Source organism: Aeromonas sp. FDAARGOS 1417, assembly GCF_019046985.1.
In the GTDB taxonomy this organism is placed as follows: domain Bacteria; phylum Pseudomonadota; class Gammaproteobacteria; order Enterobacterales; family Aeromonadaceae; genus Aeromonas; species Aeromonas veronii.
The window spans coordinates 2,562,186-2,587,377 of sequence record NZ_CP077221.1 but is presented as its reverse complement, the minus strand read 5'-3'; the positions used below and the strand labels follow the sequence as shown (position 1 = coordinate 2,587,377).

The window sequence follows — 25,192 nt, the reverse complement described above, 5'->3', positions numbered from 1 at the left end:
TTTATGAGCCAGTATGTGCGTAAATTGGTGCCTGGAGCGACCAGACTGTATCGCTTCCCTGCGCTCGGTCAGAGCGGGGAAGAAGCACAGAGTCAACAAGAACAGTTTGAATATGGTTACCAGCAGGGGCTGGAGCAAGGCCACGACGAAGGTTATCAGGCTGGTTATCAGCAAGGGCTGACCAGCGGCCTGCAGGAAGGCGAGAGCTCCGGTTTGCAACAAGGGCAAACCCGCGGGTTTGCTCAGGGCCTTTCAGAGGGGCGCGCGGCCTTCGAACAGGCGATGTTGCCGTTTGCCAAGCTGCAAGAGCAGTGGGAGTCACTGAGCCGGGCCCGAATGGCCGAGCAGAAAGAGCTGATTGCCCAGCTGGTAGCGCAGGTTGCCAAGCGGGTCATCATGGCGGAGTTTACCCTCAATCCGCAGCAGGTGATGAATCAGGTCGAGCAGGCGCTGGCTACTTTGCCGAGTGAGTCGGAAGAGCTGGTGATCTACCTCAACGAGGAAGACCGACAGCGACTCGCCGAGCAGGGGGTGACTCGCTGCGAAGGGTGGCCATTGCAAGTTGATGCAGCGCTCGGGGTAGGCGATGCCCGTATCGAAACCCGCGCTGCCGTCGTCGAGGTGAGCACCAGCTCCCGTCTGGCAACCTGCATCGAACAGCTCAACAGCTCGCTGGACGTGCCACAAGATGCATGAAGCCTTGCAGCAGGCACTGACCAGTGCGCTGGATAATCTGGATGAACTACCCGCATTTCGTCGCTTTGGCCGGTTGGTGCGAGTCACTGGTTTGACTCTGGAAGTAGTCGGCTGCCAACTTGTGATGGGGCAGCGTTGTCGTGTCAGCACGGCAAGTGGCGCCCCCTTGCTGGCCGAGGTGGTCGGTTTTAACCGGGATATCTCTTACCTGATGCCTCTGCAGCCGATGAGTGGCCTCTTCGCGGGGGCTCAGGTCGAACCGATCGATGGAGAGGAAACCGTTCGGCTTGGTCGTCATCTGCTGGGGCGGGTACTCGATGGACTGCTGCAGCCCCTCGACGGACAGCCATTACCCGACGTTGGTGACAGTGTCCCCCTGTTTGCTCTTCCCCCCAATCCACTATTGCGAACCCCGGTACGTGAACCGCTGGATGTCGGTATCCGTGCCATCAATGGCCTGCTGACGGTTGGCAAGGGTCAACGTTTGGGGCTGTTCGCCGGCTCGGGGGTCGGCAAGAGTATGTTGCTGGGCATGATGACCCGCAATACCGCAGCCCAGATTGTGGTGGTGGGACTGATCGGTGAGCGGGGCCGTGAAGTGCGCGAATTCATCGAGCACAGTCTGGGGGCGGAAGGTCTGGCTCGCGCCGTGGTCATCGCGGCGCCAGCAGATCAATCTCCCCTGATGCGGTTGCGAGCGGCCCAGCTATGCCACCGGATTGCCGAGTATTTCCGTGAGCAGGGGCAGGATGTGCTGCTGCTGATGGATTCACTGACTCGCTATGCCCAGGCGCAGCGGGAAATTGCGTTGGCTATCGGTGAACCCCCCGCGACCCGGGGCTATCCGCCCTCGGTATTCAGCATGCTGACCCAGCTGGTGGAGCGAGCCGGTAACGGCACGCATCCGGATGGCAGTCTGAGTGCTTTCTACACCGTGCTGGCGGAAGGGGATGACCAGCAGGATCCGGTGGTCGATGCGGCGCGCGCCATTCTCGATGGTCATATCGTGCTGACCCGCCGTCTTGCGGAAGAGGGCCACTATCCAGCCATCGATATCGGTGCCTCGGTCAGTCGGGTTATGCCACAAGTCGTGCCTGCCGAATGGCAAAAGCTGGCGGTCACCTTGCGCCAGCTGTGGGGACGCTATCAGCAGGTGCGTGAACTGCTGCCACTGGGCGGTTATCAACCTGGGGCCGATCCGCAGATGGATGAGGCTGTTCAGCGTTATCCGGGGATTGCCGCATTCCTGCAGCAAGGCTTGCATGAAGAGATGGCCTTTGAACAGGTGATGGTTGGTCTCAAGCAGGTGCTGGGGCAGGGATAAGGATTCGTTATGCTGAAGTCTTATCTGGGGTTGCAACAGGAAGAGCTGGAAAATCTTGGTGCTGAGCGTCAGCGTTTGCGGGAGCTGGCGTTGCGGGAAGAGCAGCGAGCACACAAATTGCAGGAAGTGATCTCCTCGTTGCGACCCGGTTCCGACAAGTTTCACCCTTTGCTATGGCAAAACAAGCAACAGATGGATGGCCAGTTGCGCCGTTTGCTCTCCCATCAGGTGCAGCAATCGGCGCTGGCCAGACTGGATCTGGAGCGCCACGAAGGGGAGCTGGTTCGGCAGTTCGGACGGGTCAAGGGGTTGGAGCTATTGCTGGCAAGACGTGATGATGTTGCTCGTCAGCAGCAGGAGAGGCGGGATCAGCTACAGCTGGATGAGCTGGCGAGTTTGCGTCACCTGACCTGTAAAGAGTAAGACCAAGGTTAATCCGTAATGCTGTCCGGGTCGCGATAACCTGACTCTTGTCCCAACAGTGAATGAATCGTCTCCATCTGGCCTGCCAGCAGGCGGCCATTGAGATCATTCTGGCGCAGACACTGGTGCAGCAGCTGTTCAAGCTGTTGCCATTGATTGGCTACCGTGGTGCGCAGGGGAAGTGGCAGCTTGGCTATCAGGGTGGCCATCCCCTTCTCATCGGGTTTGAGGCCCAATGCCTGCAGCTGCTGGCAACGCAATTTTGCCTGTTGTGTCACCTTGGCCATCAGTTCGGTCTGCTGTTCGTTATGGACTTGCAGACCATCGACATCATGGCTTGCCAGCAGTGCATGCTGACGCAGCAACTGGGCGGTGAGTTCGGTATAGTGGCCGTAATCCTGCTGGATCCCGAGGATCAATGCTTTAACGGTGGCCTTGGTATCCACGCTCATCGGCGATGCATATCCAGAATGGCCTGACCCAGCGCATCCAGATCGATCTCTAGCTTGCCTTCACTGATGGCTTTGCGGATCTCGTTGACCTTGTCCATGTCGATGTCGGATGTGGTGGCCAGCTGGCTGCGGGCGTTGGCTACTGACTGCGCTGTGCTGCTGATCCGGGCTTCGGATGACTGTGAAGATTTGGTTTCCGGTTTGGCCGTCACATCCGGTTTGCGGCCAGGTTGGTTTTGAATATAGAGCGGGTCAGTTCGGGTAATTTTCATAACGTAACTTCCTGATGGTCTTTCTATGACAAGCGACCCAAGGTTTGTCAAACTTGAATCAAATAGCTGCCCAGGTTCAAAAACGGGTTTCCACCTCTCCTTTATCTACCACCCATGCCTGTATCTGCTTGCCTGAGCTAAGATTTTTCACTTTAATGCCATCGCCAATTCTGCCATTTTCGAGAGCTTCCCCTCTGGTTGTGGCGGAGAACTCACCTTTCCCTGCACGGATCAGTACCCCTTCCCCCTGTTTGACCGTCCAACTTTTTTGTAAATCGAGCTCACCGATGAGCTGTCCGCTTCTCAGATGCCGGTTGCTTTTATGGCCCAGCAGGGAGTGATTGCTCGGGATAAACCCGCGTTGTATACGGCTGACATCCAGCTCTTTCTCCACCAGATCGCTGGCACTGATGGCCTGACCTTTTGCGATATCCCGTGCAGCAACCCAGACCGGCAACAGTAACGAGACCTCTACCCGCCCGCGCACCTGCCAGGCGGGGTCGGTGCACTCGATGAGATAGGGGCGTCGTCCCCAGGGTTGCCGATATTGGCCACCTGCTTGTAACGAGAGGGAATGTGAGGGGCAGGGGGGGAGATGCTCGACGGAAGGGGCAAGCCAGACTCGAAATTCTCCTGTGGTTACAGGCCATCCCTGCTGGGTGATGTAGCCCTCAAGACTTTTACGGGCATCCTGTTCAAGCAACTGCTCAAGCATGTCGCTTTGTGCTTGCGGCGTGCCATGGGCTGGCGCGCCTGATAGCAACCAAAGCACACCGGCCAATTTCCACACGGGAAGTCGTACTTCCTCATTTCTCGCTGTATTGAGGTTAATGAGGTGCGCTAACCGCTTGATATCAGGTCTTTTCATGATTGGCATGAGTCTTGATAAGGAAAACACCGGTCTGAGTGAACGATAAAGGATGAAGCATGAGTATCTCATTTGACAGCGCCCTCGGCGTACACCCTTATGCCCTCGATGTCAGGGCTGAGCGGGCGCGGATTTTGGCGGGGAATCTGGCCAACGTGGATACACCGGGCTATCTGGCTCGGGATGTCGATTATAAGACGATTCTGGGCCGTGTCGCCCAACAAGTTGCTGCTGGTGAAGAGAGCCAGGCTATCAGCCAGGGCGCCATGCGTGACGATATGCGTCACCCCCTCTATCGCATTCCTTATCAGGTCTCCATGGATGGTAATACCGCTGAGTTGGGCGTGGAGCAGGGCAAGTTTGCCAACAATGCCACCGATTTCCAGACCAGCCTCACCTTCCTCAATATGAAAATTACCGGGATCGCCAAGGCGATTGAGGGCCGTTAACCATGTCGTTCAACAAGATTTATGACATCGCAGGCAGTGCCATGCGTGCCCAGACCGTGCGGCTGGATACCGTAGCCTCCAACCTGGCCAACGTGGATAGCGCTGCCGCCAGTGAAGATACTGCGTTTCGTGCCATCAAACCGGTTTTTTCCACTCTCTATCAGAAGATTCAGGATGCCGATGGCCTCGGAGCTGCGTCGGTGCAAGTGGCGGGTATCGTGCAGTCCGACCGTCAGGTCGAGAAACGGCTGGAACCGACCAACCCGATGGCCGATCAGGATGGTTTTGTCTACTACTCCAACGTCAACGTGGTGGAAGAGATGGCTGACATGATGAGCGCCTCTCGTGGTTTTGAAACCTCGGTGGAGGTGATCAACCGCATTAACAGCATGCAACAGGGGCTGTTGCGTCTTGGTCAGGGAGTCTAAGTCATGAGTCTGCCACAGATCAGTAGCCTGGATACGGCGCGCGGTACAGTACAGACCAATACTGATCCCAAGATCGCCAGCAATGGCAGTGGTGCTGCCCAGGATGTGCAAGCCAACCAAAATGGTGGCATGCAACTGCGCAATGAATTTCTGCAGATGATGGTGGCGCAGATCCAGAACCAGGATCCCACCAACCCGCTTGAGGGTGCCCAGTACGTGGCTCAGCTTGCCCAGTTCAGCATGGTTGAAGGGGTCGAAGGGCTGAAGAAGCTCCAGCTCCAGAGCAATACCAAGATGGATACCCAGCAGGTGTTAGAGAGTACCGCGTTGGTCGACAAAGAGGTCATGGTGCCTAGCAAAACCCTCAAGCAGCAGCAAGAGCACAAAATCCGCGGTCAGATCGAGTTGCAAGGTACGGCGGAACAGGTGGATCTCAAGGTATATGACCAGCATGGCGTGCTGGTAGCGAGCAAGAGCTGGGGTGAGAGCAAGGCGGGTGGGCTGGATTATGAATTGCCCCCTCTTCCTGCCGGGGAGTACCGCTTTGAGGTCAAGGCCTCGGCAGGCAAGACCCTGGTGGGGGCCAAAAATTATGTGGCGAGCAAGGTGGAACGTGTTGCCTTGCCCGGTACGGGAGAAATCATGCTGCAGGTTGCCGGTGTGGGCGATGTCCCGCTCTTCAGTGCAATCCAGTTCGGCAAATCAGCGTAATCAGAGAGGAGCGACACTGTGTCTTTCAGTATCGGATTGAGCGGCCTGCGCGCCGTAAACCAGGAATTGAGTATTATCAGTAACAACGTAGCCAATGCCAGTACCGCGGGCTTCAAATCCAGCCGCGCCGAATTTGCGGCAATTTACGGTGGTGGTCAGGCTGGCGGTGTCGAGATGAACAACGTCTCCCAGAATTTTGACCGCAATGGTGATATGACTCGTACCGGTCGCGGGCTGGACCTGGCGATTTCTGGCAGTGGTTTCTTCGTGCTGAAAGATGGCAGCGGCCAGACGTCCTATACCCGTGCCGGTATGTTCCAGCGTGATAATGCCAACTACCTGACCACTGCAGGCGGTACGCGGTTGCAAGGTTATACCACTGATGATGCGGGTAAGCTGCAATCCGGTGTGGTTGGTGATATCCAGGTCAAGGCGGGCAGCCTGCCTGCCAAGCCATCCGACAAACTGGAGTTTGTGGCTAACCTGAAAGCCGATGCCAGTATCATCCCGGTTGACCCTAAATTTGATCCAAACAAGTCGAATACCTTCAGCTATTCACAGTCCAGCAAGGTTTATGATTCGCTGGGAACTGAACATACCGTCACCCAGTATTTTGTGAAAAAAGGGGCCAATGCCTGGGATGTTCATTACAGCTTTAATGGAGCAGATGTGACGCCTGCTGCCGGCGCCAAAATGATTTTTGATCCCAATGGCAAGTTGGATACTGGTGCTTCCACCATTCCTCCCTCCTTGGCCCTGAAGCCTGCGGGTGCCTCGCCGATTGAATTGCAATTGGACATGAGCCGAGTCAGCCAGTATGCCTCTGACTTTAATGCCACCCGCAACCAGTCCAATGGTTATACCGCTGGGGATTTGACCGGGGTACGTGTGGATGGAGACGGCGGTGTCTACGCCACCTTTACCAACGGTCAGAGCCTGTTGCAGGGGCAGGTCGTGATGGCGAACTTCACCAATCCCAATGGCCTGCTGCAGACCAACAATACCTCTTGGCAGCAATCTTTCAGCTCAGGGCAGCCTGTACTGGGGGCTCCGGGAACCGGCACCATGGGCAAGCTGACCGCCGGGGCTTATGAGAGCTCCAACGTTGATCTTACCGGTGAACTGGTAAGCCTGATGACTTCTCAGCGTAACTATCAGGCCAACGCCAAGACCATCAGTTCGGCTGACAAGATGAGCCAGATCCTGTTCAACTCCTTCTAAGGGTAATCCGTGGAAAAGCTTATCTACACAGCCATGTCCGGGGCACAACATACCCTGATGGCTCAGCAGATCCGTGCAAATAACCTGGCCAACGTCAACACCGCCGGCTTTCGCGCTGATTTTGAGCGGGTTTCGGCTTATGCCCTGACTGGCGATGGTTACCAGAGTCGGGTGATGGCCAAGGAGGAGATGGCGGGCACCAATTTCAAGGCTGGCCCTCTGATGCAGACCGGTCGCAAGCTGGATGTGGCGATTCGTGGTGAAGGCTTTCTTGCCGTACAGACTGAGGATGGCAAAGAGGCCTATACCCGTGCTGGTAACCTGGAAGCGGATGCTGACGGGCTGTTGACCCTCAATGGTCGGCCGGTACTGGGGGAAGGTGGCGAGCTGGTGCTGCCCGCTTATCGTGACATCAGTTTCGGCAAGGATGGCACTCTGAGTATCACTCCTCCGGGGGGCGGCGCCCGGCTCGATGTGGGGCGTCTGAAACTGGTCAATCCAGAGCCTGCCGAATTGGTCAAAGGTCATGACGGTTTGTTCCGGATGCGTCAGGGAGAGGATGCAGAGGTCAGTGACCAGGTGGTGATGGCATCCGGTTTTCTGGAAGGGGCCAACGTCAATGCCGTGGATGAATTGGTGAGCAGCATGTCATTGACCCGCAACTTCGAACTGCAGGTCAAGTTGATGAAAGCAGCGGATGATCAGGCTCGTCAGGGGGCCAAATTGATTTCCGGTCAGGGTTGATTTTGACGGCATCGGGCAGATATCCGATGCCTTGCCACATCCCAGTGGATGAGGCTTGATGAATAAGGTGGAATAACAATGCACGCAGCATTATGGGTCAGTAAAACAGGTCTGTCGGCACAAGATGCCAAGATGTCCAGTATCTCCAACAACCTGGCTAACGTGAACACGGTCGGTTTCAAACGCGATCGGGTGGCATTTGAAGATCTTTTCTATCAGGTGCAGCGCCAGCCGGGTGCTCAGCAGGATCAGCAGAATCTGGCGCCTATCGGTATTCAGATGGGTAATGGTGTGCGGGTAGTGGGTACCCAGAAGGTCTTCACCTCCGGCCAATTCCAGAATACCAATCAGGAGCTGGATATGGCGGTGGTCGGTGCCGGTTTCTTCGGCGTCGAGCGCCCGGATGGCGAGACGGCCTATACCCGCAATGGTCAATGGCATCGCAATGCCGAGGGGCAACTGGTTAACGCGGATGGTTTGCCCATGGTACCGCAGATCCAGATCCCCGATAACGCTACCAAGATCTCCATTGGTACGGATGGTACCGTCAGTGCATCTTTGCCGGGTCAGCAAGAGAGTGTCGAGCTGGGCCGTATCACCCTGACCAACTTCGCCAACCCGGCCGGTCTGGAAGCGCTCGGTGGCAACCTCTACCGTGCAACCGGCGCGTCCGGTGAGCCGATTGAAGGTGTGCCTGGTGAGGAGGCGATGGGGGCCGTCAAGCAATTCGCGCTGGAGAGTTCCAACGTAAACGTGGTCGAGGAGATGGTCGACATGATCACGACCCAGCGGGCTTACGAGATGAATGCCAAGGTGGTCTCTTCTGCCGACCAGATGCTCAAGTTTGTCACTCAGGCACTGTAATGATGAAGTCGATGCTGCGTTATATCTGGTTGGTATTGTTGCTGGGCGGCTGTGCCACCTATGAGCTGCAGGCACCCGAGCCGGGTGACGAGAAATGGGCACCATCCCGTCCCAAGGTGACCGCGACTGCGCAGGGCGAAGATGGTGGCCTCTATCGGGGCAACTACATGATGACCCTGTTTCAGGATCGGCGTGCTTACCGTGTTGGTGACATTCTCACCGTGGTGCTGGAAGAGCGTACCCAGTCGAGCAAGAAAGCCAATACCAGCATGAGCAAAAACAGCAGCATGAATGTGCCGGCCCCCTCTATTGGCGGTAAACTGCGCCCCGACTGGGGGGCCGCCCTCAGTGCGGATCGGGATTTTGATGGTGGAGCGACCTCCAGTCAGCAAAATACCCTGGCAGGTTCCATTACCGTGACCGTAGCAGAAGTGATGCCCAATGGTGTGCTGGGGATCCGCGGTGAAAAGTGGATCCGCCTCAATCAGGGGGATGAGTATATCCGCTTGGGCGGCATGGTGCGGGTCGAGGATATTGATCAGAGCAACCGTATCTCGTCCCAGCGCATTGCCGATGCCCGCATCACCTATGCCGGTCGTGGAGCCCTTGCAGACAGTAACCAGATGGGGTGGCTGGGCCGCTTCTTTAGCTCGGCGTTTGCGCCATTTTGAGGAATCACATGAACAGATGGTTTATCGCCCTGCTGTGTCTCTGCTTGCCCTGGTTTAGTCAGGCTGCCGCACCGGCCAAACGAGCCTTGCTGGATATTGCCGATGTGCAGGGGCTGAGAACCAACCAGCTGGTGGGTTATGGTCTGGTGGTCGGTCTCTCCGGGACCGGTGACAAAAGCCAGGTCAAATTTACCGGCCAATCCATGGCCAACATGCTCAAACAGTTTGGTGTGCAGCTACCGGACGATATCGATCCCAAGCTCAAGAACGTGGCAGCCGTTTCGGTTCAGGCCACGCTACCCGCCTTGGCTGGCAAGGGGCAGTTGCTCGATGTGACCGTGACTTCCATTGGTGATGCCAAGAGTCTGCGTGGCGGTTCTCTGCTGCTGACCCCCCTGCGTGGTATCGACGGTGAAGTCTATGCTGTGGCGCAGGGCAATCTGGTTGTCGCCGGGGTGAAAGCGGAAGGGCAATCAGGTTCATCGGTCACGATTAACGTGCCGACAGCCGGGATTATCCCCAATGGCGCCACCATCGAGCGAGAGGTGGTCAGCAATTTTGCCGAAAAGCCGGAAGTGACCCTCAATCTGCATCAACCCAACTTCAAGACGGCCCGCAATGTGGAGCGTGCCATCAATCATCAGCTGGGGCCGGTTGCCCGCGCGGTGAGTGCCGGGCGGGTTCAGGTTGCAGCCCCCAGGGACGAGAGCCAGCGCATCGCGTTTATGGCCCTGCTGGAGGATATCAAGGTGGATCCGGGTCAGGAGCGGCCGAAGGTGGTCTTCAACAGTCGAACCGGCACTGTGGTGATGGGGCAGGGGGTCAAGGTTCACAAGGCTGCCGTCAGTCATGGCAGTCTGACGGTGACCATTGGCGAGAGTCAGACGGTCAGTCAGCCCAACGCCTTCTCCAACGGGCAGACCACCACGACCCCCAATTCCAAGATCCAGGTCGATCGGGAACGTAACAACATGTTTGTCTGGCCGGATGGTACTTCCTTGGAAGTGATCGTCAAGGCTGTCAACTCACTCGGGGCAACCCCCGATGATGTTATGGCCATCTTGCAAGCGCTCAATGAGGCTGGTGCCCTTGAGGGTGAGCTGGTGGTTATCTAAGGACTATCATGACAAGAATTAGCTCGGATCCCGGTTTTTATCAGGATCTCAATGAATTGCAGCAAATCAAAAGCAACCCGGATCAGCGTGCCGCGCTGGATGCTGCAGCCGGTCAGTTTGAAGTCAGTTTTCTGCAAACCGTGCTCAAACATATGCGCTCGGCGACGGATGCCCTGCAGGATGAGGACGACAAGATTATCAAGGGACAATCCCTCTATCGCGATATGTATGACAGCCAGTTGGCGATGAGCATGGTCAAACGTGGTGGTATCGGTTTGCGGGAGCAGATGGTCAACCAGCTGGCTCCGTCATTAAAGAATCCGGACGGGGTGGTCGCTTCAGAGCAGCAGACCCTGGCTGCATTCAGCCAGCCTCTCAACTCGGTAAAAATGAAGAAGGTTGACTGATGTCACTGCTCAATATCGGCGCCAGCGGACTAAATGCAGCCCAGATTGCATTGAACCTGACCGCCCAGAATATCGCGAACGTCAAAACCATCGGGTATAGCCGTCAGGAAGCCATGATGGGCAGTCTGTCCGGTTTCGGGCGGCTGGATAATGGTGCCGGTGTCGAGGTGACAGGGGTACGCAGGGTAACGGATGACTATCTGGTAGCCCAACACTGGCGTAGCCGTGCGGCCACCGGTTCCTCTTATGCCTTTCATCAGTACATCAATACGACAGAGCAGTTGCTGGGCAGTGAGTCGATGAATATCGCAAAAGGGCTCGACAGCTTTTTTGCTTCGCTCAGTGCTGCGCTCGACAGTCCGGAAACACCGGCACAGCGCAGCCAGATTGTCAGTTCAGCAGGGGCGCTCGCCAACCGTTTTACCCAGCTTGACGAGAGCATGGTCACCCAGGAAAAGCAGATCGATGATCAGCTGAACAGTACGGTTTCCCAAGTGAACAGTTACTTGAAGCAACTGGCTGAACTGAACATGCAGATTGGCGATCAGACAGCCAAGGCAGTTAATACCGCTGCGCTGGAAGACAGTCGCGAACAGGTTGTGCGTGAGCTGTCTGCCTATATGGAGGTGCGGGTCAATCGTCAAAGCGATGGCTCGTTTGCGCTCAGTCTGCCGCAAGGACAGCCGTTGGTCCTGGGAAGCAGCAGCAGTACCCTCGCGCTTGCGGGCGATAAACTCAGCCTCGCTTTCGGTGGGCAGACGTTTGAGGTGCCTAAATTGCATGGTGGCTCTCTGGCGGGGGTAATGGATTATCGCACTACAGTGCTGCGTCCACTGCGTGGTGAGCTGGATCAGATAGCCAAAAAGCTGGCTGATGAGTTTAATGCCAAACAAGAGACCGGCTCTGATTTGAAGGGGACGAAAGGCAAACCCCTCTTCTCATACGATCCGCTTAATCCTTCAGGTTCCCTGCGCGTTGTCGCCGGTTTTTCCGGTAGCGACCTTGCCTTTGCCAAGACCGGCGGCGGTAAGGGCGATAACCGCAACCTGCAGGAGTTGCTGACCATCAAAGATAGCCAGTACAACGCATACAGTGCGCTGCTGGGCAAGATGGCGGTGCAGAGTGGTCAGGCCAAGGCGACCATGCAGGCCGATGCCAATATGGAAAAACAGATGGCGACCAAGCTGAGCAGTGTCAGCGGTGTAAATACAGATGAAGAAGGGGTGAAGATCATGGCGTATACCAAGGCTTATCAGGCCAATGCCAAGGTGATCAGCACCTCCGAACAGCTCTTCAACTCCATTCTGAACATGTTCTGAGAGTCATAACCATGCGGATCAGTACCCATCAAATTCAGCTCAGCATGCTCGATAATTTGCAGCATGGTTTCGGCGAGTATGCCCGCCTCGATCGCCAGATCTCCACGCAAAAACGCATTCTTCAGCCCTCAGATGATCCTGTTGGCAGTGTGCAACTGCTGGGCTTGCAGAAAGAGCAGGTGGCGATGGCGCAGTACCAGAAGAATATTGCCAATGCCAAGAGCCAGCTCTCCCAGGGGGAGTTGCAGCTCGATACCATGACCAACATGCTGATGCGGTTGCGTGAGTTGACCCAGACGGCCGCTAACGGCTCCCTGTCTGAGGGGGATCGCAAGGCGGTGGCCAGTGAAGTCGCCATTATCAAGGATGGCCTGCTGGATTTGGTCAATGCCCGCAACGAAAGTGGCTCCAGCCTGTTTAGCGGCAGCAAGGTGGATGAGACCGCTTTGGTGAAGGTGACTGACCCAAAAGATACTGACTTCGGAGGTTATCGCTACAAGGGTGATCATCTGGTACGGGAGGTCGGCATTGCCAAAGGTGTCACAGTGGGGTTAAACCAGACTGCCGATCAGCTTTTTTTGCAGCCTGACGATTTTTTCAAACGACTCGATAGCATGGTGAAGGCAATTAATGACGCAGCACCTGACGCCATCGAGCAGGCACGAGGCATGCTTGGTCGCAGCCAGACGCTGCAAGATAATATCAGCCAGGCGGTGAGCACGATTGGTGCCCGGATCAATCTGCTGGATCAGATTGACGAGAGCCATGCCGAGAAAGGCGTCTATAGCAAGGAAGTGAGCAACCAGATAGAGTCGCTGGACTATGCCGAGGCAGCGACCCGACAGGCCCACGTCCTGATGGCATTACAGGTGCAGCAGCAAGCTTTTGCCAAGGTTAATGGTCTTAGCTTGTTCAACTACATGCCGTAACGAGCAGAGGAGTCATGATGCAGGTCCAGCAAACCCGTCTTGGAGGCGTTGCAGAGCCACAGGCAAAGCCCAGGTTGCAGGGCCGCGCAACTGCACAGGCTCACACTCCGGAAAACCGCAAGCAGACTGAGCGCCACCCCAATATTATCCGGATGGACAGATGGGCCCTGATCGGTGCTGCGCAACATCGCATTGCCCATGCCCAGAGCGGCGAACAGGCGCTTAATCTGGTTTGGGGGGAATTGAAGCGGCTGGAACGCCAACTGGGTCAGCGCGAGCTGGCCAGCAGTGACGTGACCAATCGCTTAAAAATGCTGGAAGAGAAAGTCACCCAACCAAGAGGGCCTTTGACGGACGAGCTCAAACCCAGACTCATCGCATCGGCTCAGGAACTGCGTCCCCGCTTCAGTGCCGAGCATCTGGATCTGCTCAGTGCCAAAAATAGCGCTGAGCGGCTGGTGTTCTCGTTTCCCCAGAGTAACAGTGCGGTGGAGGTGACCATTCCGGCCGGAGCGCGAGAGGGTGAGGTTGTCACCATGCTCGATCGGGCGCTGCGTAAAGAGCATATCCAGGCCAGATTGAATGAACTGGGCAAGCTGGAACTCTCCGTTGCTGAACCCCATCGCCGCAAACTGGATGAGCCGGTGCTGATCCGGGGGGAGGGGATTCGTATCCCGGCAGGCAACCCGATCCCGGTGCAGTTCAAGCCCAAGGTCGGAGCGCTGACCCGCATGGCAGATGGGGTTGCCAAAGGGGAAATCCGTCAGGAGCGGCAGCGGCTGCAAAAAGTGCTTGGCGAGATTGAGCAATCGGTACGGGAGTTGAAACAGTTTCGCCAGAAGATGGTGCTGCAACTGGACAAGGTCAAGGCTCGCAGTCAGAACCTGAAACAGGAGGAGCTGGCACAGTTGCAATCCTCTCTGGCCGCCCGCCTCTCACAAGGCGGCTATATGGGCACCATGTCCGGTCTGCTGGCGCAGGCCAATGTCACTCGTCAAGGGGTGGTTGCGTTACTCACCTGATAGCGCTGACCTGTCTCCTCGTAAAAAAACCGCACAAGCTGACTTGTGCGGTTTTTTTATCTCTGTGATGCCCTCTTGTGCCAGTGACGGCGCTGTCTGCTCGCGGGCCCACTGTTTCGCATCCGAACGGGGGGGGGGCCAAGAGAAACTGCTGTTCAGCAAAAAAAGATTTAATTTTCACGACGCTGTGGTCGTTCTTCATTGGGGTCAACCCAAACGCTGCCTGTGGCAGCATCCATTTCGAGGAAACGAAAATGAGTCTGTCAATTCATACCAACTTTGCCAACATGGTCACCCAGAACCAGCTGAACTCCACCAACAAAATGGCAAGCAATGCCATGCAGCGTCTGGGTACCGGTCTGCGTATCAACTCTGCCTCTGACGATGCTGCTGGCCTGCAAATTGCCACCCGTCTGCAATCCCAGTCCAACAGCCAGAAAGTGGGCATGCGCAACGCTCAGGATGCCATCTCCATGATGCAGACCGCCGAAGGCGCCATGGACGAGATGACCAATATCGTTCAGCGCATGAAGGATCTGGCTACCCAGGCTGCCAACGGCACCAGCAGCGAGAAAGATATCGCCGCCATGAACGCCGAATTTGGCGAGCTGACCAAAGAGCTGAAAAATATCGCTGGCAACACCACCTTCGGTGGCGAAAACCTGCTGGATAAAACCAACGGCAAGTTTGCCAAAGGCGAGATCACTTTCCAGATCGGCGGCTCCGAAGGCGAGCGCCTGGCTCTCGATATCGGTAAAGCCCTGAAGCAGGTTGTGGGTGGTGCAGAAATGTCTGATGCCGATAAAGCGCTGGTAAAAGCGGTTGAAGATTACAAAAATGATACTACAGCTGGCTCTGCGGCTAAGAAACTGGCTGACGCCAACAAAGCTGTTGCAGACGCCCAGAAGGTTGTAGATGACAAAGAAAAGGCTGCAGCCGGTAGTGCTACAGCTGCCGACAAAAAAGCAGTAGCTGACGCTCAGAAATTGCAAGAGCCTCTCCAGAAAGCATTTGATGAGGGCTTAAAGCCGCTGACCAAAGCTGCAGCCAAGGCTGGTAATGGTTTGGACGCTCAAATTTTGAAAGATGGTATCACCAGTCAAGAGAGCGCTCAGGTTGCCATGGGCAAGATGGAATCCTTTATGCAGGATATCACCAGCGTACGCTCTGCTCTGGGTGCCAATATCAACCGTCTGGAACACACTGTTAACAACCTTTCCAACATGAAAGAGAACACCGATATCGCCAAGGGCCGTATCATGGACGCCGATATCGCTACCGAAAGCACCAACATGGCCAAGAACCAGATGCTGATGCAGGCTGGTATGTCCGTACTGGGCAAGTCCAACGAGATGACCGGCATGGTTACCATGCTGCTGCGTTAATCGCTATAAGGGCCGCTACCTGTGTGGCGGCCTCTTTTCTTCCCCTTGCCGGTTGAAAAGTGCTGGCGTAACAGCCTTTTTCAACAAGCAAGTTTTGCCCTGATACCGAAGGAGTTGATATATGCAGGTCGATCCCGCTTCAGCCGCGATGCAAATGGTGACCAATGAGCGCAAGAATATGGACAAGCTGCTCAAGGGGCAGCTTGCCACGGTCAAGGCGCAGCAGAGTTCGCTGTCATCTATCAACTCCAAACTCTCCAGCTTTCAGACTCTGCTGAAAGACCTGAACAAGCCGGCGACGTTGCAAGCCCAGAAAGCCAGCCTCTCGCAAGAGGGGATCATGACGGTCACCAGCAATGGCAAGGCGACCCCGGGGCAATATAACTTTCAGGTCAAGCAACTGGCACAGGCCCATCAGTTCGGGGTGCAATTGACGGATGAGAAAGCACTATTGCCAACCTCAGGCAAAGTATCGTTTACCGTCGATGGCAAGGCGTTTGCTATCGATTTGGCGACTTTGCCTGCCGAGTCGACGGCCCAGAGTCTGGTCTCTGCCATCAATGATGCGGCGGATAATCCGGGGGTCAAGGCCAGCCTGGTTCGCACGGATGGCAAGGTTAACCTGGTGCTGACCAGTAAAGAGAGTGGGGCAGCCAAGGTGTTTACCCCCACCTATGATGGCGACCCGGCTTCCGCATTCGGCAAGGCTTTTATCGCCGGAAAGGTGATCACCCCGGGTCAGGACTCCATCATCAAGATGGGGGTTGGCGACGGCGCGCTGGAGATCAAGTCGCCGACCAACAAGATTGAAAACGTGGTTGAAGGGCTGACGCTGGATCTCACCAGGGTGCAAAAGCCAACCGATGGCCCGATGCAGGTGACAGTGGCTTATGACAATGAAGCCGTCACCGGTTCATTGAAGAAATTTGTTGATAGCTACAACGAGTTGCTGGAGCTGCTGAACAAAGAGACGTCCACCGATATCAAGGCGAAAGGCGTACTGGCGTCTGATGCCACGGTGCGAGGTTTGAAAGGTTCGCTGGCCAACGCGGTTCGCAATCTGCCTGCAGGCATGACCCTGACTCAGCTTGGCATCAAAACCGAGAAGTCGGGCAAGCTGGTGTTTAGTGACTCGGATTTCAAAAAGTCGCTCGAGAAGGACCCTGAACTGCTGGGCAAGGCGCTGATGGGGGATGATGGTTTGCTCAAACGGATGAGCAAGGTGCTCGATCCTTTCTCCAAGACCAATGGTGTGATGGCCACTCGCAAGAGCACATTGGAAGCCAATCAAAAGCGACTTGATGATAAGATGGAGTCGCTGAATAAACGGATGGAGTCTGTTTACAAGCGTTACCTCAATCAATTCACCACCATGAACCAGATGATGCAGACCATGGGAGCACTTTAAGCTTTTCCCCTGGATGAACTGGTTTGAACCTGCAATAGCGAGTGACCCATGTTTGAATCTGAAGATGGCTATGATGCCTATCGATTTGCCGCCACAGAAGCCAAGGCCGCGAGTGCCGATCCATATCAGCTGGTACTGATGTTGATGGATGGTTTGCTTGACGAGATAGCCAGAGCAGAAGGGCATATCTTGGCGAAACAGTTTGAGCGCAAAGGGTTGGCCATCAACAAGTGTCTGCAGATCCTGGGTGGGCTGGACAGTGCGCTTGATATGAATAAGGGGGGCGAGCTGGCGGTTAACCTGCATCGTCTTTATGACTACTGTGGTCAGAAACTGTTCGAGACCAGCGTATCCAACAGTGTTGAGGGATTTGCCGAAGTGCGCAAAATTCTGCAAGAGCTGAAAGAGGGTTGGGAAGCCATGGCGCGTCATCCTCGTTAATACGGAAGTAGTACTTCCTTCCCCTCTGTTCTTCCTCACGCCCAACATATTGAAATTTCTTGGTTATCGGTCTGGCCCACTCTTTGCTTGTGGGCTGGTTCATCTTCTTTTTGGGGCTCGTCATGTCAGGTATTGCGCCCGTGTTACGTGAGACCGAACTGCAGACGCGCCAGCGCCAGTTATTGGGGTTGGGTACGCTATTGCTGCAACAAGCGCAAGCTGGCCAGTGGGAAGCTGTCAGGCTAACTGATGGACGCTTCGCGCAATTTGTCTCTCAAGTTAGCCGGAATCCCCAACTCTGGGCTGCGCTGCAACCAGCAAGAGATAAAGCCCGGGTGTTGTATCGACAAGCATTGCAGCTTTGCGAGCAGGAGACCTTGATTCGTAAACAGGAGTGGCAGCAGCTTTCTTCGATTCGTGAAGGTTTGACTGCTTACGGTGAGACAGAGCAATGGGATTGATTCAATTTAGCGGTTTTGATGCGGTGAATGCGCCGGATGTCACGGCCTTGAACCGTTTGTCCGGCCAAGCCGGCAGTGAAGGGGAGTTATATCAACCGCTGGATGAGGTGGTTGATCCTCTGCTTGCGTTGCCCTTGCCCGAGTTGGTTGCCAGTGATGTTGCGGTAGATGAAGCAGAGAGCGAACAATCAGGAGCGGAAGGCGACCCGGTTGAACAGCTGCAAGCGTTTACCAATGTGCCTCCTCTCTTTGTCAGAGTAAGTGATGCCGATCTTGATGGTTTTCGTGTAAGCCGTACTTTTTCCCGAGCTGAAGGTAGCACTGGTGGGCAGCAGGTGGTGGTGGATAACAAATTGCCGCCCTCTCTTCGTGCCTTGATGGGGAGTGCGACCACGCTGCCCGAGCAAGAGGTGATGCCGCGTCGTGAGACGGTTTCTGCCGCTGCGGAACAGGCGCTCTCTACCTTGCTTGCCAAATCAAATGGGCAAACCGGTGTATTGCCCGGCCGCTTCACCTTGCCGGTTATGGCTGCCGGTTTCGATGCTGGAAATGTGCCTGATACCGCAGTGGTAGAAAACAGGCTGCCAGATGCTCGCCAGCTGGCAGTTGGCCAACTCGCTGCGACGCCGTTGCGACCTGCCGACTATCAGTGGGCCCCTGCCCGGTTGTCAGACAACCAGAGCCAGTGGGGGCAACAGTTGGTTAGCCTGCTTCAGGACAAGGTTGAGCTGCAAGTCAATCAACAGGTGAAACAGGCCCACATCCGGCTGGATCCGCCAGAGCTCGGGCGATTGGAGTTGACCGTCAAGCTCGATGGTGACCGGCTCAATGTCCAGTTGAATGTGACTAACCCGGCGGTGCGCGATGCAATGATCCAGTCGATGGAGCGCTTGCGCATGAGCCTGGCTCCCCATCATGCCGGCGGCGTTGAGGTCAATGTGGGGCAAGGCGGCGAGCAGGGGCAGCAGGATCGGTGGCAACAGGAGAAGATCCTGGCTGGCCGCCGTCAGTGGTTGGATGAACCAGAGTCCCAATGGGGGACGATGCACGACTGGCTCAATACTCTGGTCTGATTTTTAACACGTAATAACGAGAGTGGTTTTACATTATGCGGCGTGTCATGAAGTGGTTGATGGTTGTCGTCATTGCCCTGTGTCTGCTGGTTTTGCTGGCATATGGTGCCTGGTTGAAACGCGATGTAATTGAAGTCTGGCTCGGATTGGCAGAGCCAAAGCCAGAGCTGAGCAGCACTCCGCTGTTCAAGCCGATGGAGCGCTTCGTTATCAGTCTGGAAGGGGGCGAACAGTCCCATTATCTGGTGCTGGAGCTGGCACTGGTGACCTACAACCCGGAGCAGGTTGCCAAGCTGGATGAGCTGACTCCACTGATCCGCAATGCCATGGTGCAGTATTTCAGCCACCGCTCCCATGATGACGTAAAGGTCGAGCTGCAGAATATTTCCAAGCTGCAGGTCTCTTTGCGCGACAAGCTGGTCACTACGGTGCAGGGATATGGCTACAAGCCCTATCTGGACGAAGTGCTGATCACCAAGGTACTGGTACAGTAATTACCATATGACTGATTCTGCTTGGGATTCTCAACAAGAGTTTGCGGATACGCCAACAATTCCCCGTACTGGTGAACAGGCCATTCTGACTCGCTATCTGCCTCTGGTTAAGAGGGCTGCTTGTCACCTGCGTAGCCAGGTCAGTGCCTGTTTTGATCAGGAGGATATGGAACAGGTAGGGATGATGGGATTGCTGGAGGCGTGGCGTCGTTATGGTAGTGAACCTGATGCCCAGTTTGAAAGTTACGCCTTCAAACGGATTCGTGGTGCCATGCTCGATGAGCTGCGGCGTCTGGACTGGCGGCCTCGCCAGTTGCGACAGCAGGTACACGGCCATAATCAGGTGCAGCGTGAACTGCACAATCGTTTGGGGCGCCCCCCCTCAGAGCAAGAACTTGCTGCTGCGCTCGACTGTTCGGTGGATGAGGTGCGTCAGTTGTCCTACGCCAGCCAGGCTGAAGCGCTACAGAGTCTGGAAGAGTGGCTGGAGAATGGTGGCAAGGCGCCAACAACCGAGTCTGATGATGTCGATATGGCGATGACAATCAGCAAGGTGTTGGCCACTCTGGATAAACGCGAGCAGCTATTGCTTGCCCTCTATTACCAGCAAGAGCTCAATATGAAAGAGATCGCGCTGGTGCTTGGATTAACCGAATCCCGGGTTTGTCAGCTGCACAAGCAGTGCGTGCTTCAGCTAAAGCAGCGATTGGTCGACTCCATATAGTAGTGCTTCACCTTTACTGGTGACCCTTCTTGTATCGTGCGGGAACATTCATGCAAAAACAGATTGGCATCGGCGTCATTTTAGTATGCGTGCTGGGTGGCTTCATGATGGCCGGGGGGAACCTCGTCGCCTTGTGGCAGCCAGCCGAGCTCATCATTATCATCGGCGCAGCGGTAGGCTCCATGTTTCTGGGCAACTCGAAAGAGGTGATGCACGAAATGTGGCGGCAGATCAAAATGTGCTTCAAGCCTCCTAATAACGAAGAGAGCGAGGTCTATCGTGAGCTGTTGACTCTGATGCATCAACTGCTGGAGGAGACTCGCAACAAAGGGATGAAGGCGCTCGACGAGCATATTGAAAATCCCCAGCAGAGCTCGGTTTTCTTGATGTACCCCCAGATTTCGGAAGATCCCCAACTGCTAGGTTTCATAATCGATAACCTGCGTCTGCTCGGGATGGGCAAGATCACACCCCATGAACTGGATACCGTGCTGGAGCAGGAGATCATGGCCATTGAAGAGGACATGCTCAAGCCTGCCCATGCTTTGCACAAGACCGGCGAGGCCTGCCCGGGCTTCGGCATTCTTGCTGCGGTGATGGGGATCATCATCACCATGCAGCAATTGGACGGCCCCCTGAGTAACATTGGCGTTCATGTAGCTGCCGCTCTGGTGGGAACCTTTATCGGGATTTTTCTCTGTTACTGCTTGCTGGAGCCGGTCAGTAACGCAATGGAAGAGATGGTCAGGCGTCGTATTAGCCTGTTGATGTGTATCAAGTCGATCCTGATTGCCCAGTTGCGTGGCAAGACACCGCTGCTGGCCGTCGATTCAGGTCGCAAGATCCTGGAGCCTGAAGTCAAACCAAGCTTCCTTGAACTGGAAGATTGGGTGAACAACAGGGCAATGTAATGCGCAATCACGAGCAGATTATCGTCAAGCGCCAGCAGCGACGTAATAGTGCCCCTAAAGGAGGGGGTGCCTGGAAGGTGGCATTTGCCGACTTCACGTTAGCTATGATGGCTTTCTTTATGGTGCTCTGGATCCTAGCGGTATCTAACCAGGAGGAGCGGGAAATTGTTGCCAGCCGTCTGCGGGACTACAGCATCATGGACAGTGAGTCCAACCCGTTTGACATACGCAATAGCCCCTATCCTGTCGATTTGGGGGGGAATCCCTCGGTGATCGATGAGCTGAACCCTAAGTTCGATCAGCAGGGGCAGCTGATGCCCAGGCATATGGATCGCCGTCAGAGCATTTTTTCAGATGGGCCTAACGGCGGGTACGAAAATCTGCTGGTTGGAAAGCTCGAAGGTGAAGGCCAGATGCAGCAATTAGCTGGATTCATCAATGATCTGGCTGAACAAATGCAAGCTAACAATAACCTCGAGATTCAGATTGTTCCCCAAGGATTGCGGATCTTGATCCGCGATGACGCTGATCGGGAAATGTATAGCCGTGGCAGTGCCCGTATCACTCCATTTTTTCGTCACCTGTTGATGGCATTGGCCCCCATTTTCCAGCGTATCGAGAATCGGGTCATGATTTCTGGCCATACCGACAGTACACCGTTTGCGGGTGACAACTACACCAACTGGGAACTCTCGTCAGACCGCGCCATGATGGCAAGGCGGGTATTGCTAGCGGGCGGCATGCCGTCTGATCGGGTCGCGCAGGTGGTCTCTATGGCTGATACCATGCTGGAAGATACCCGGAATCCGCAAAGCAGCCGTAATCGGCGCATTGAATTGCTGGTTATGACAACTCAGGCAGAAACCAATCTGGAGCAACTTTTCAGCTCACAAACACAAGCGGCAGCTAGTCATGCCAAGGAGATGATTTCTCATGGACAGCCCTGAAATCGAGTTTCCGGTGCATACCTCGCACAATGATCCGCGCCGAAAGGTACCGCGCTGGTATCTGCATGATGGATCAACGCCACTTGAGTCACAAAGTTGTGGTATTGCCGCACGGATGCTGATTTCAGGTGTGTTATTTGACAAAAGTATTGGCCGAGCCGTGATCAAGGATATCGGCCCGGGAGGCGTTGGCTTTCTTGCCCCTGCTCGCTTTACGTTACCTGATACGGTGACCCTTTCTCTGTCCCGCCAGATTGTTCTGGATTGTCGCATCACGCATCGTCGGCCTATAGGTCAGCATCTTTGTTTCTATGGCGCTTGCTGGTCATATCCGGAAGAAGTCGATTTGGGTCCAATATTGAGCCAATGGCGCCACTGCTTCATGGTGCCGCAATCAGCGGCCGCTTCTGCTGAATCCCAAGAGGATCAGGCAAGCGTTCCAGCCTGATCTCGCCTCGACTCATATCAAGCCCCCTGGCAGCTTTCAGCAACAGGGGATCATGCAGACTGTCCAGTGAGACCGCTTTGACAATGGCGGTCGCCCCTTTCTTCCGGTTGGCGGTGGGAGCTTTGCTCTTGCTATAGACGATCGGGCAATCGGTTATCCCTTGCGCGACAGGGAGTTGCCAGGCCGGATTCCAGCGGCTGGCTTCATTCATTGATACGCCTTTTGCCTGAGCCCACGCGGGCAGTGAGCAGCCGTTCGGATGACGGAATATTTGCAAGTCATTGCCGCTGTGCCATGGCGGAAGTTGAAACTGATAGCTGTCAGCCATATCAAGCAGTCTTGCCAGCGCAACAAAGCGCGCGACATAAAAGCGTGTTTCAGTCGGAAGCTCCAGTTCCCATATATTACGTGTCCCCGCTTTTAAAACCGCATTGAGTACCCGCCCTTCTCCTGCGTTGTAGGCGGCCAAAGCAAGCAGCCAGTCATTGCCAAAGAAGCGATACAGCCATGCCAGATAGGAAAGGGCTGCCTCTGTCGCCAGTGGCAGTGAATAGCGCCCATCAAATTCGCTGGTGATGGGAACGGCAAATCGGGTGGCGGTATCTGGCATCAGCTGCCAGGGGCCTGCGGCGCCAGCAGAAGAGACCACATCCAATCGGTAACTGCTTTCCAGTAAAGGAACAAAGGCAAGCAAGGGCGGCAGTTTGCGCTCGTGAACCTGTTCCGCGACCCAGCGAATAACGGGCTGTGTCTCCGCAAGACGTTGTTGGAGATAAGGGCGCTGCTTCAGCAAGAATTGCTGCTGCTGGCTGACCAAGTCGACCCCTTTACCCTGAATCGGGACAGGGAAACCAGCTTGCCAATGATAATTATGATAAGCATGGCAAGATGTTGATATCATTAACATCCCGCTCATTAGCAAAAAAACGAGCCGGGTCATGGGGCAATTGTTGAGCAAGGATCGCGCAATAATAAAAACATGATATATCTCAACAGTTTTTTGAATTTAAGGTCGTCTGATCATGTGTAATCCAGGACGTAGCAAGCATGATAACACGAGTAAAAAAGAGCCCAAATTCGGGTAAAGCGATTCAGAAGTTTTTGCTGTATCTGATACTCGCCAATTTCATTCTGATGGGCTTGTACATTGGTTACGCTCAAGAGCTGACATTTGCCACCAATATTCTGCTGACATCCCTGCTGATTATTTACAATCTGTTGCTTTGTCAGCTGGTGTCTCTGCGTGCTCGCCGTTCGAAAGATGGTTACATCATCTATCCAGTGATATGTGTCAGTATTTTGCTCTGTGCCGTGGTATTGTTCCGTTTCATCATATCGCCCAGATAGTGACCGCTCACCGACTTGCTGCTTATTAATCATTTTCTGTTTTTTCAGCAATAACTCTTGGAAAATCAACCTACTCAATCCGCAGCATGCAATTGCTGCGTCAATAAGTTCCCTCTGTCCCATCTCCTTGCTTGAAAAGCCCCCTGCACGTCCTTAAACTTCAAGGTGGGGAAAAGTGGATCAAAGTGGTTTTTAGAGGGGCAATCTGCCTGCTCACTCACCTTCAGGGACTGCAATTTGTTGCGTGGCGCTCATGCCATCAGCCTGGACAGTAAAGGGCGGCTGGCAATTCCGACCAAATTCCGTGATTGGCTGCGCGATGAAAGCGACGGCCAGCTGGTCTGCACCATCGATATTGCCCATCCCTGTCTGCTGCTTTATCCCCTGAATGAATGGGAAGAGGTCGAGCGCAAGCTCAAGACTCTCTCCAGCATGAATCCGCAAGAGCGCCGTTTGCAGCGACTGCTGCTGGGACATGCAACCGAATGCGAGCTGGATGGCAATGGCCGTCTGCTGCTCAGTCAGCCACTGCGCAACCATGCGGGGCTGGACAAGAAAATCATGCTGGTGGGCCAGCTCAACAAGTTTGAGTTGTGGGATGAAGCCCGCTGGCAACAACAGGTCAATGACGACATCTTGGGTCTGCCCGGGGACGATTGGGCAAGCTCACCACGACTACAGGATTTCTCTTTATAAATGACCCAAGCCGCTGAACACATCACAGTGCTGCTGCACGAAGCCGTTGAAGGTCTGGCTATCAAGCCGGACGGTGTCTACGTCGACGGTACTTTTGGCCGTGGTGGTCATTCTCGTCTGATCCTGCAGCACCTTGGCCCCAATGGCCGCCTGATCGCCATCGATCGCGATCCCCAGGCGATCGCCGAAGCGGCCAAGATCCAGGATCCTCGCTTCGAAATCGTGCACGGCCCCTTCTCCGGCATCGCTTCCTATCTCGATGAGCGTGGTTTGCTGGGCAAGGTGGATGGCTTCCTGCTGGATCTGGGGGTCTCTTCACCCCAGCTGGATGATGCCGAGCGCGGCTTCAGCTTTATGAAAGATGGTCCGCTCGATATGCGGATGGACCCCACCTCCGGTCAGAGCGCCGCCGAGTGGCTGGCCAAGGCCGATGTGGATGACATCGCCTGGGTGCTGAAGACCTTCGGTGAGGAGCGTTTTGCCAAGAAGATCGCCCGCGCCATCGTGCATGACCGTGTGACCGAGCCTTATGTGCGTACCCGCCAACTGGCGGAGATGATTGCCCGGGTCAATCCGAGCAAGGAGAAGGGCAAGCATGCAGCAACACGCAGCTTCCAGGCCATTCGCATCTATATCAACAGCGAGCTGGACGAGATCGAAACCGCGCTCAACGGTGCGCTGGAAGTGCTGGCACCACATGGCCGTCTGTCGGTGATCAGCTTCCATTCTCTGGAAGATCGATTGGTAAAGCATTTCATCCGCAAGCACGAGAAGGGGCCGGAAGTGCCTTACGGCATTCCGTTGACCGAGGCCCAGCTGGCTGGCGGTCGCAAATTGAAGTCGGTCGGCAAGGCACTCAAGCCTTCTGATCATGAAGTATCTGAAAACAGCCGATCACGCAGCTCGGTGCTGCGGGTTGCCGAACGGCTGGCGGAGTAAGCG

At 55.2% G+C, this 25,192-nt stretch carries 32 protein-coding genes and 1 pseudogene; 28 read left to right on the top strand and 5 right to left on the bottom strand.

The genetic code is table 11. The features are described from left to right. Nucleotides 1-3 precede the first annotated feature (3 nt). Genes lfiH through lfiJ form a run of 3 tightly spaced genes read left to right on the top strand, consistent with a single transcriptional unit; the run spans nucleotide 4 to nucleotide 2,443 of the window. Nucleotides 4-696, top strand: coding sequence for a lateral flagellar assembly protein FliH (gene lfiH / locus I6L47_RS11730; RefSeq protein ID WP_216947471.1), 693 nt, complete (start codon nucleotides 4-6; stop codon nucleotides 694-696). After that, complete coding sequence (lfiI, locus tag I6L47_RS11725; RefSeq protein ID WP_005336228.1) at nucleotides 689-2,020, top strand: lateral flagellar FliI-like assembly ATPase LfiI; 1,332 nt, start codon at nucleotides 689-691, stop codon at nucleotides 2,018-2,020. The genes lfiH and lfiI overlap by 8 nt, the downstream gene beginning before the upstream one ends. A gap of 9 nt (nucleotides 2,021-2,029) precedes the next feature. Beyond that, on the top strand, nucleotides 2,030-2,443 hold the full coding sequence (lfiJ, locus tag I6L47_RS11720; RefSeq protein WP_040068866.1) for a lateral flagellar protein LfiJ: 414 nt from the start codon (nucleotides 2,030-2,032) through the stop codon (nucleotides 2,441-2,443). Nucleotides 2,444-2,451: 8 nt separating this feature from the next. Here the strand turns inward: lfiJ and I6L47_RS11715 are convergent, their stop codons facing one another. The 3 genes from I6L47_RS11715 to flgA form a co-directional block, all read right to left on the bottom strand. Continuing rightward, complete coding sequence (locus I6L47_RS11715) at nucleotides 2,452-2,895, bottom strand: flagellar protein FlgN (RefSeq protein ID WP_128834343.1); 444 nt, start codon at nucleotides 2,893-2,895, stop codon at nucleotides 2,452-2,454. Next, entirely contained in the window at nucleotides 2,892-3,167 is a 276-nt protein-coding gene (gene flgM, locus I6L47_RS11710; RefSeq protein ID WP_128834341.1) for a flagellar biosynthesis anti-sigma factor FlgM, read from the bottom strand. The genes I6L47_RS11715 and flgM overlap by 4 nt, the downstream gene beginning before the upstream one ends. 76 nt (nucleotides 3,168-3,243) lie before the next feature. Continuing rightward, nucleotides 3,244-4,035: a flagellar basal body P-ring formation chaperone FlgA gene (gene flgA / locus I6L47_RS11705; protein ID WP_128834340.1), complete on the bottom strand. Its 792-nt coding sequence runs from the start codon at nucleotides 4,033-4,035 to the stop codon at nucleotides 3,244-3,246. Nucleotides 4,036-4,094: 59 nt separating this feature from the next. Here flgA and lfgB point away from each other — a divergent pair, with 59 nt between their 5' ends. From lfgB to I6L47_RS11590, 23 genes and pseudogenes are all read left to right on the top strand, one after another. After that, nucleotides 4,095-4,484, top strand: coding sequence for a lateral flagellar basal body rod protein LfgB (gene lfgB / locus I6L47_RS11700; RefSeq protein ID WP_019444816.1), 390 nt, complete (start codon nucleotides 4,095-4,097; stop codon nucleotides 4,482-4,484). Nucleotides 4,485-4,486: 2 nt separating this feature from the next. Continuing rightward, on the top strand, nucleotides 4,487-4,912 hold the full coding sequence (gene flgCL, locus I6L47_RS11695) for a lateral flagellar basal body rod protein FlgCL (RefSeq protein ID WP_106843488.1): 426 nt from the start codon (nucleotides 4,487-4,489) through the stop codon (nucleotides 4,910-4,912). Between the two features lie 3 nt (nucleotides 4,913-4,915). Beyond that, entirely contained in the window at nucleotides 4,916-5,623 is a 708-nt protein-coding gene (locus I6L47_RS11690; protein ID WP_216947470.1) for a flagellar hook assembly protein FlgD, read from the top strand. Nucleotides 5,624-5,641: 18 nt separating this feature from the next. Further along, nucleotides 5,642-6,844 carry a lateral flagellar hook protein FlgEL gene (flgEL, locus tag I6L47_RS11685; protein WP_128834334.1) on the top strand — a complete coding sequence of 401 codons (1,203 nt, stop codon included), beginning with the start codon at nucleotides 5,642-5,644 and terminating at the stop codon, nucleotides 6,842-6,844. Nucleotides 6,845-6,853: 9 nt separating this feature from the next. Then, entirely contained in the window at nucleotides 6,854-7,588 is a 735-nt protein-coding gene (gene lfgF, locus I6L47_RS11680) for a lateral flagellar basal-body rod protein LfgF (RefSeq protein ID WP_040068877.1), read from the top strand. A gap of 78 nt (nucleotides 7,589-7,666) precedes the next feature. After that, nucleotides 7,667-8,452 (top strand): lateral flagellar basal-body rod protein LfgG, encoded by a 786-nt coding sequence (gene lfgG, locus I6L47_RS11675; RefSeq protein WP_040068879.1) that lies wholly within the window; start codon nucleotides 7,667-7,669, stop codon nucleotides 8,450-8,452. Further along, nucleotides 8,452-9,123, top strand: a complete 672-nt coding sequence (flgH, locus tag I6L47_RS11670; protein WP_040068881.1) for a flagellar basal body L-ring protein FlgH — start codon at nucleotides 8,452-8,454, stop codon at nucleotides 9,121-9,123. Before lfgG ends, flgH begins: the two co-directional genes overlap by 1 nt. 8 nt (nucleotides 9,124-9,131) lie before the next feature. Then, a complete protein-coding gene (gene fgIL / locus I6L47_RS11665; RefSeq protein ID WP_040068883.1) occupies nucleotides 9,132-10,238 on the top strand; it encodes a lateral flagellar basal body P-ring FlgIL in 1,107 nt (368 codons plus the stop codon). An 8-nt stretch (nucleotides 10,239-10,246) separates the two neighbouring features. Beyond that, the gene (locus tag I6L47_RS11660) at nucleotides 10,247-10,645 is read left to right on the top strand and encodes a rod-binding protein (protein WP_019444809.1); all 399 of its coding nucleotides are present in this window, start codon (nucleotides 10,247-10,249) and stop codon (nucleotides 10,643-10,645) included. After that, a complete protein-coding gene (gene lfgK / locus I6L47_RS11655; RefSeq protein WP_216947469.1) occupies nucleotides 10,645-11,964 on the top strand; it encodes a lateral flagellar hook-associated protein LfgK in 1,320 nt (439 codons plus the stop codon). The genes I6L47_RS11660 and lfgK overlap by 1 nt, the downstream gene beginning before the upstream one ends. 11 nt (nucleotides 11,965-11,975) lie before the next feature. Beyond that, on the top strand, nucleotides 11,976-12,893 hold the full coding sequence (gene lfgL / locus I6L47_RS11650) for a lateral flagellar hook-associated protein LfgL (protein ID WP_106843494.1): 918 nt from the start codon (nucleotides 11,976-11,978) through the stop codon (nucleotides 12,891-12,893). Between the two features lie 152 nt (nucleotides 12,894-13,045). Continuing rightward, nucleotides 13,046-13,915 carry a hypothetical protein gene (locus I6L47_RS11645; RefSeq protein WP_254204733.1) on the top strand — a complete coding sequence of 290 codons (870 nt, stop codon included), beginning with the start codon at nucleotides 13,046-13,048 and terminating at the stop codon, nucleotides 13,913-13,915. A 254-nt stretch (nucleotides 13,916-14,169) separates the two neighbouring features. Beyond that, nucleotides 14,170-14,712 (top strand): annotated as a pseudogene (locus tag I6L47_RS11640) (Lateral flagellin); the annotation flags it as partial. After that, nucleotides 14,704-15,300: a flagellin gene (locus I6L47_RS22655; RefSeq protein ID WP_204827375.1), complete on the top strand. Its 597-nt coding sequence runs from the start codon at nucleotides 14,704-14,706 to the stop codon at nucleotides 15,298-15,300. The pseudogene I6L47_RS11640 and the gene I6L47_RS22655, both read left to right, overlap by 9 nt. A 121-nt stretch (nucleotides 15,301-15,421) precedes the next feature. Further along, the gene (gene lafB / locus I6L47_RS11630; protein WP_216947468.1) at nucleotides 15,422-16,708 is read left to right on the top strand and encodes a lateral flagellar capping protein LafB; all 1,287 of its coding nucleotides are present in this window, start codon (nucleotides 15,422-15,424) and stop codon (nucleotides 16,706-16,708) included. A gap of 48 nt (nucleotides 16,709-16,756) precedes the next feature. Continuing rightward, on the top strand, nucleotides 16,757-17,149 hold the full coding sequence (gene lafC, locus I6L47_RS11625) for a lateral flagellar export chaperone LafC (RefSeq protein ID WP_040068893.1): 393 nt from the start codon (nucleotides 16,757-16,759) through the stop codon (nucleotides 17,147-17,149). Nucleotides 17,150-17,208: 59 nt separating this feature from the next. Next, nucleotides 17,209-17,610 carry a LafX gene (locus I6L47_RS11620; protein WP_234880396.1) on the top strand — a complete coding sequence of 134 codons (402 nt, stop codon included), beginning with the start codon at nucleotides 17,209-17,211 and terminating at the stop codon, nucleotides 17,608-17,610. Further along, nucleotides 17,601-18,683 carry a flagellar hook-length control protein FliK gene (locus I6L47_RS11615; RefSeq protein ID WP_216947467.1) on the top strand — a complete coding sequence of 361 codons (1,083 nt, stop codon included), beginning with the start codon at nucleotides 17,601-17,603 and terminating at the stop codon, nucleotides 18,681-18,683. Before I6L47_RS11620 ends, I6L47_RS11615 begins: the two co-directional genes overlap by 10 nt. Nucleotides 18,684-18,730: 47 nt before the next feature. Continuing rightward, the gene (lafF, locus tag I6L47_RS11610; RefSeq protein ID WP_272938662.1) at nucleotides 18,731-19,177 is read left to right on the top strand and encodes a lateral flagellar basal body-associated protein LafF; all 447 of its coding nucleotides are present in this window, start codon (nucleotides 18,731-18,733) and stop codon (nucleotides 19,175-19,177) included. Nucleotides 19,178-19,184: 7 nt separating this feature from the next. Then, nucleotides 19,185-19,901: a lateral flagellar system RNA polymerase sigma factor LafS gene (gene lafS / locus I6L47_RS11605; protein ID WP_064335303.1), complete on the top strand. Its 717-nt coding sequence runs from the start codon at nucleotides 19,185-19,187 to the stop codon at nucleotides 19,899-19,901. A 50-nt stretch (nucleotides 19,902-19,951) separates the two neighbouring features. Then, on the top strand, nucleotides 19,952-20,812 hold the full coding sequence (gene lafT / locus I6L47_RS11600) for a lateral flagellar motor stator protein LafT (protein WP_216947466.1): 861 nt from the start codon (nucleotides 19,952-19,954) through the stop codon (nucleotides 20,810-20,812). Continuing rightward, entirely contained in the window at nucleotides 20,788-21,759 is a 972-nt protein-coding gene (lafU, locus tag I6L47_RS11595; RefSeq protein WP_302056600.1) for a lateral flagellar motor protein LafU, read from the top strand. The genes lafT and lafU overlap by 25 nt, the downstream gene beginning before the upstream one ends. Further along, nucleotides 21,746-22,207, top strand: coding sequence for a hypothetical protein (locus I6L47_RS11590; protein ID WP_080764956.1), 462 nt, complete (start codon nucleotides 21,746-21,748; stop codon nucleotides 22,205-22,207). The genes lafU and I6L47_RS11590 overlap by 14 nt, the downstream gene beginning before the upstream one ends. On the opposite strand, the gene I6L47_RS11585 is transcribed toward I6L47_RS11590, so the two are convergent. After that, on the bottom strand, nucleotides 22,140-23,147 hold the full coding sequence (locus I6L47_RS11585) for a lytic transglycosylase domain-containing protein (protein WP_254204732.1): 1,008 nt from the start codon (nucleotides 23,145-23,147) through the stop codon (nucleotides 22,140-22,142). The genes I6L47_RS11590 and I6L47_RS11585 overlap by 68 nt on opposite strands. A gap of 80 nt (nucleotides 23,148-23,227) precedes the next feature. Then, entirely contained in the window at nucleotides 23,228-23,677 is a 450-nt protein-coding gene (locus I6L47_RS11580) for a hypothetical protein (protein ID WP_216947465.1), read from the bottom strand. Between the two features lie 114 nt (nucleotides 23,678-23,791). On the opposite strand from I6L47_RS11580, the gene mraZ reads away from it, so the two are divergent. Both mraZ and rsmH read left to right on the top strand, forming a co-directional pair. After that, on the top strand, nucleotides 23,792-24,250 hold the full coding sequence (gene mraZ / locus I6L47_RS11575) for a division/cell wall cluster transcriptional repressor MraZ (RefSeq protein WP_013723406.1): 459 nt from the start codon (nucleotides 23,792-23,794) through the stop codon (nucleotides 24,248-24,250). Continuing rightward, nucleotides 24,251-25,189, top strand: coding sequence for a 16S rRNA (cytosine(1402)-N(4))-methyltransferase RsmH (gene rsmH / locus I6L47_RS11570; RefSeq protein ID WP_005336168.1), 939 nt, complete (start codon nucleotides 24,251-24,253; stop codon nucleotides 25,187-25,189). The last annotated feature ends 3 nt before the right edge of the window (nucleotides 25,190-25,192 follow it).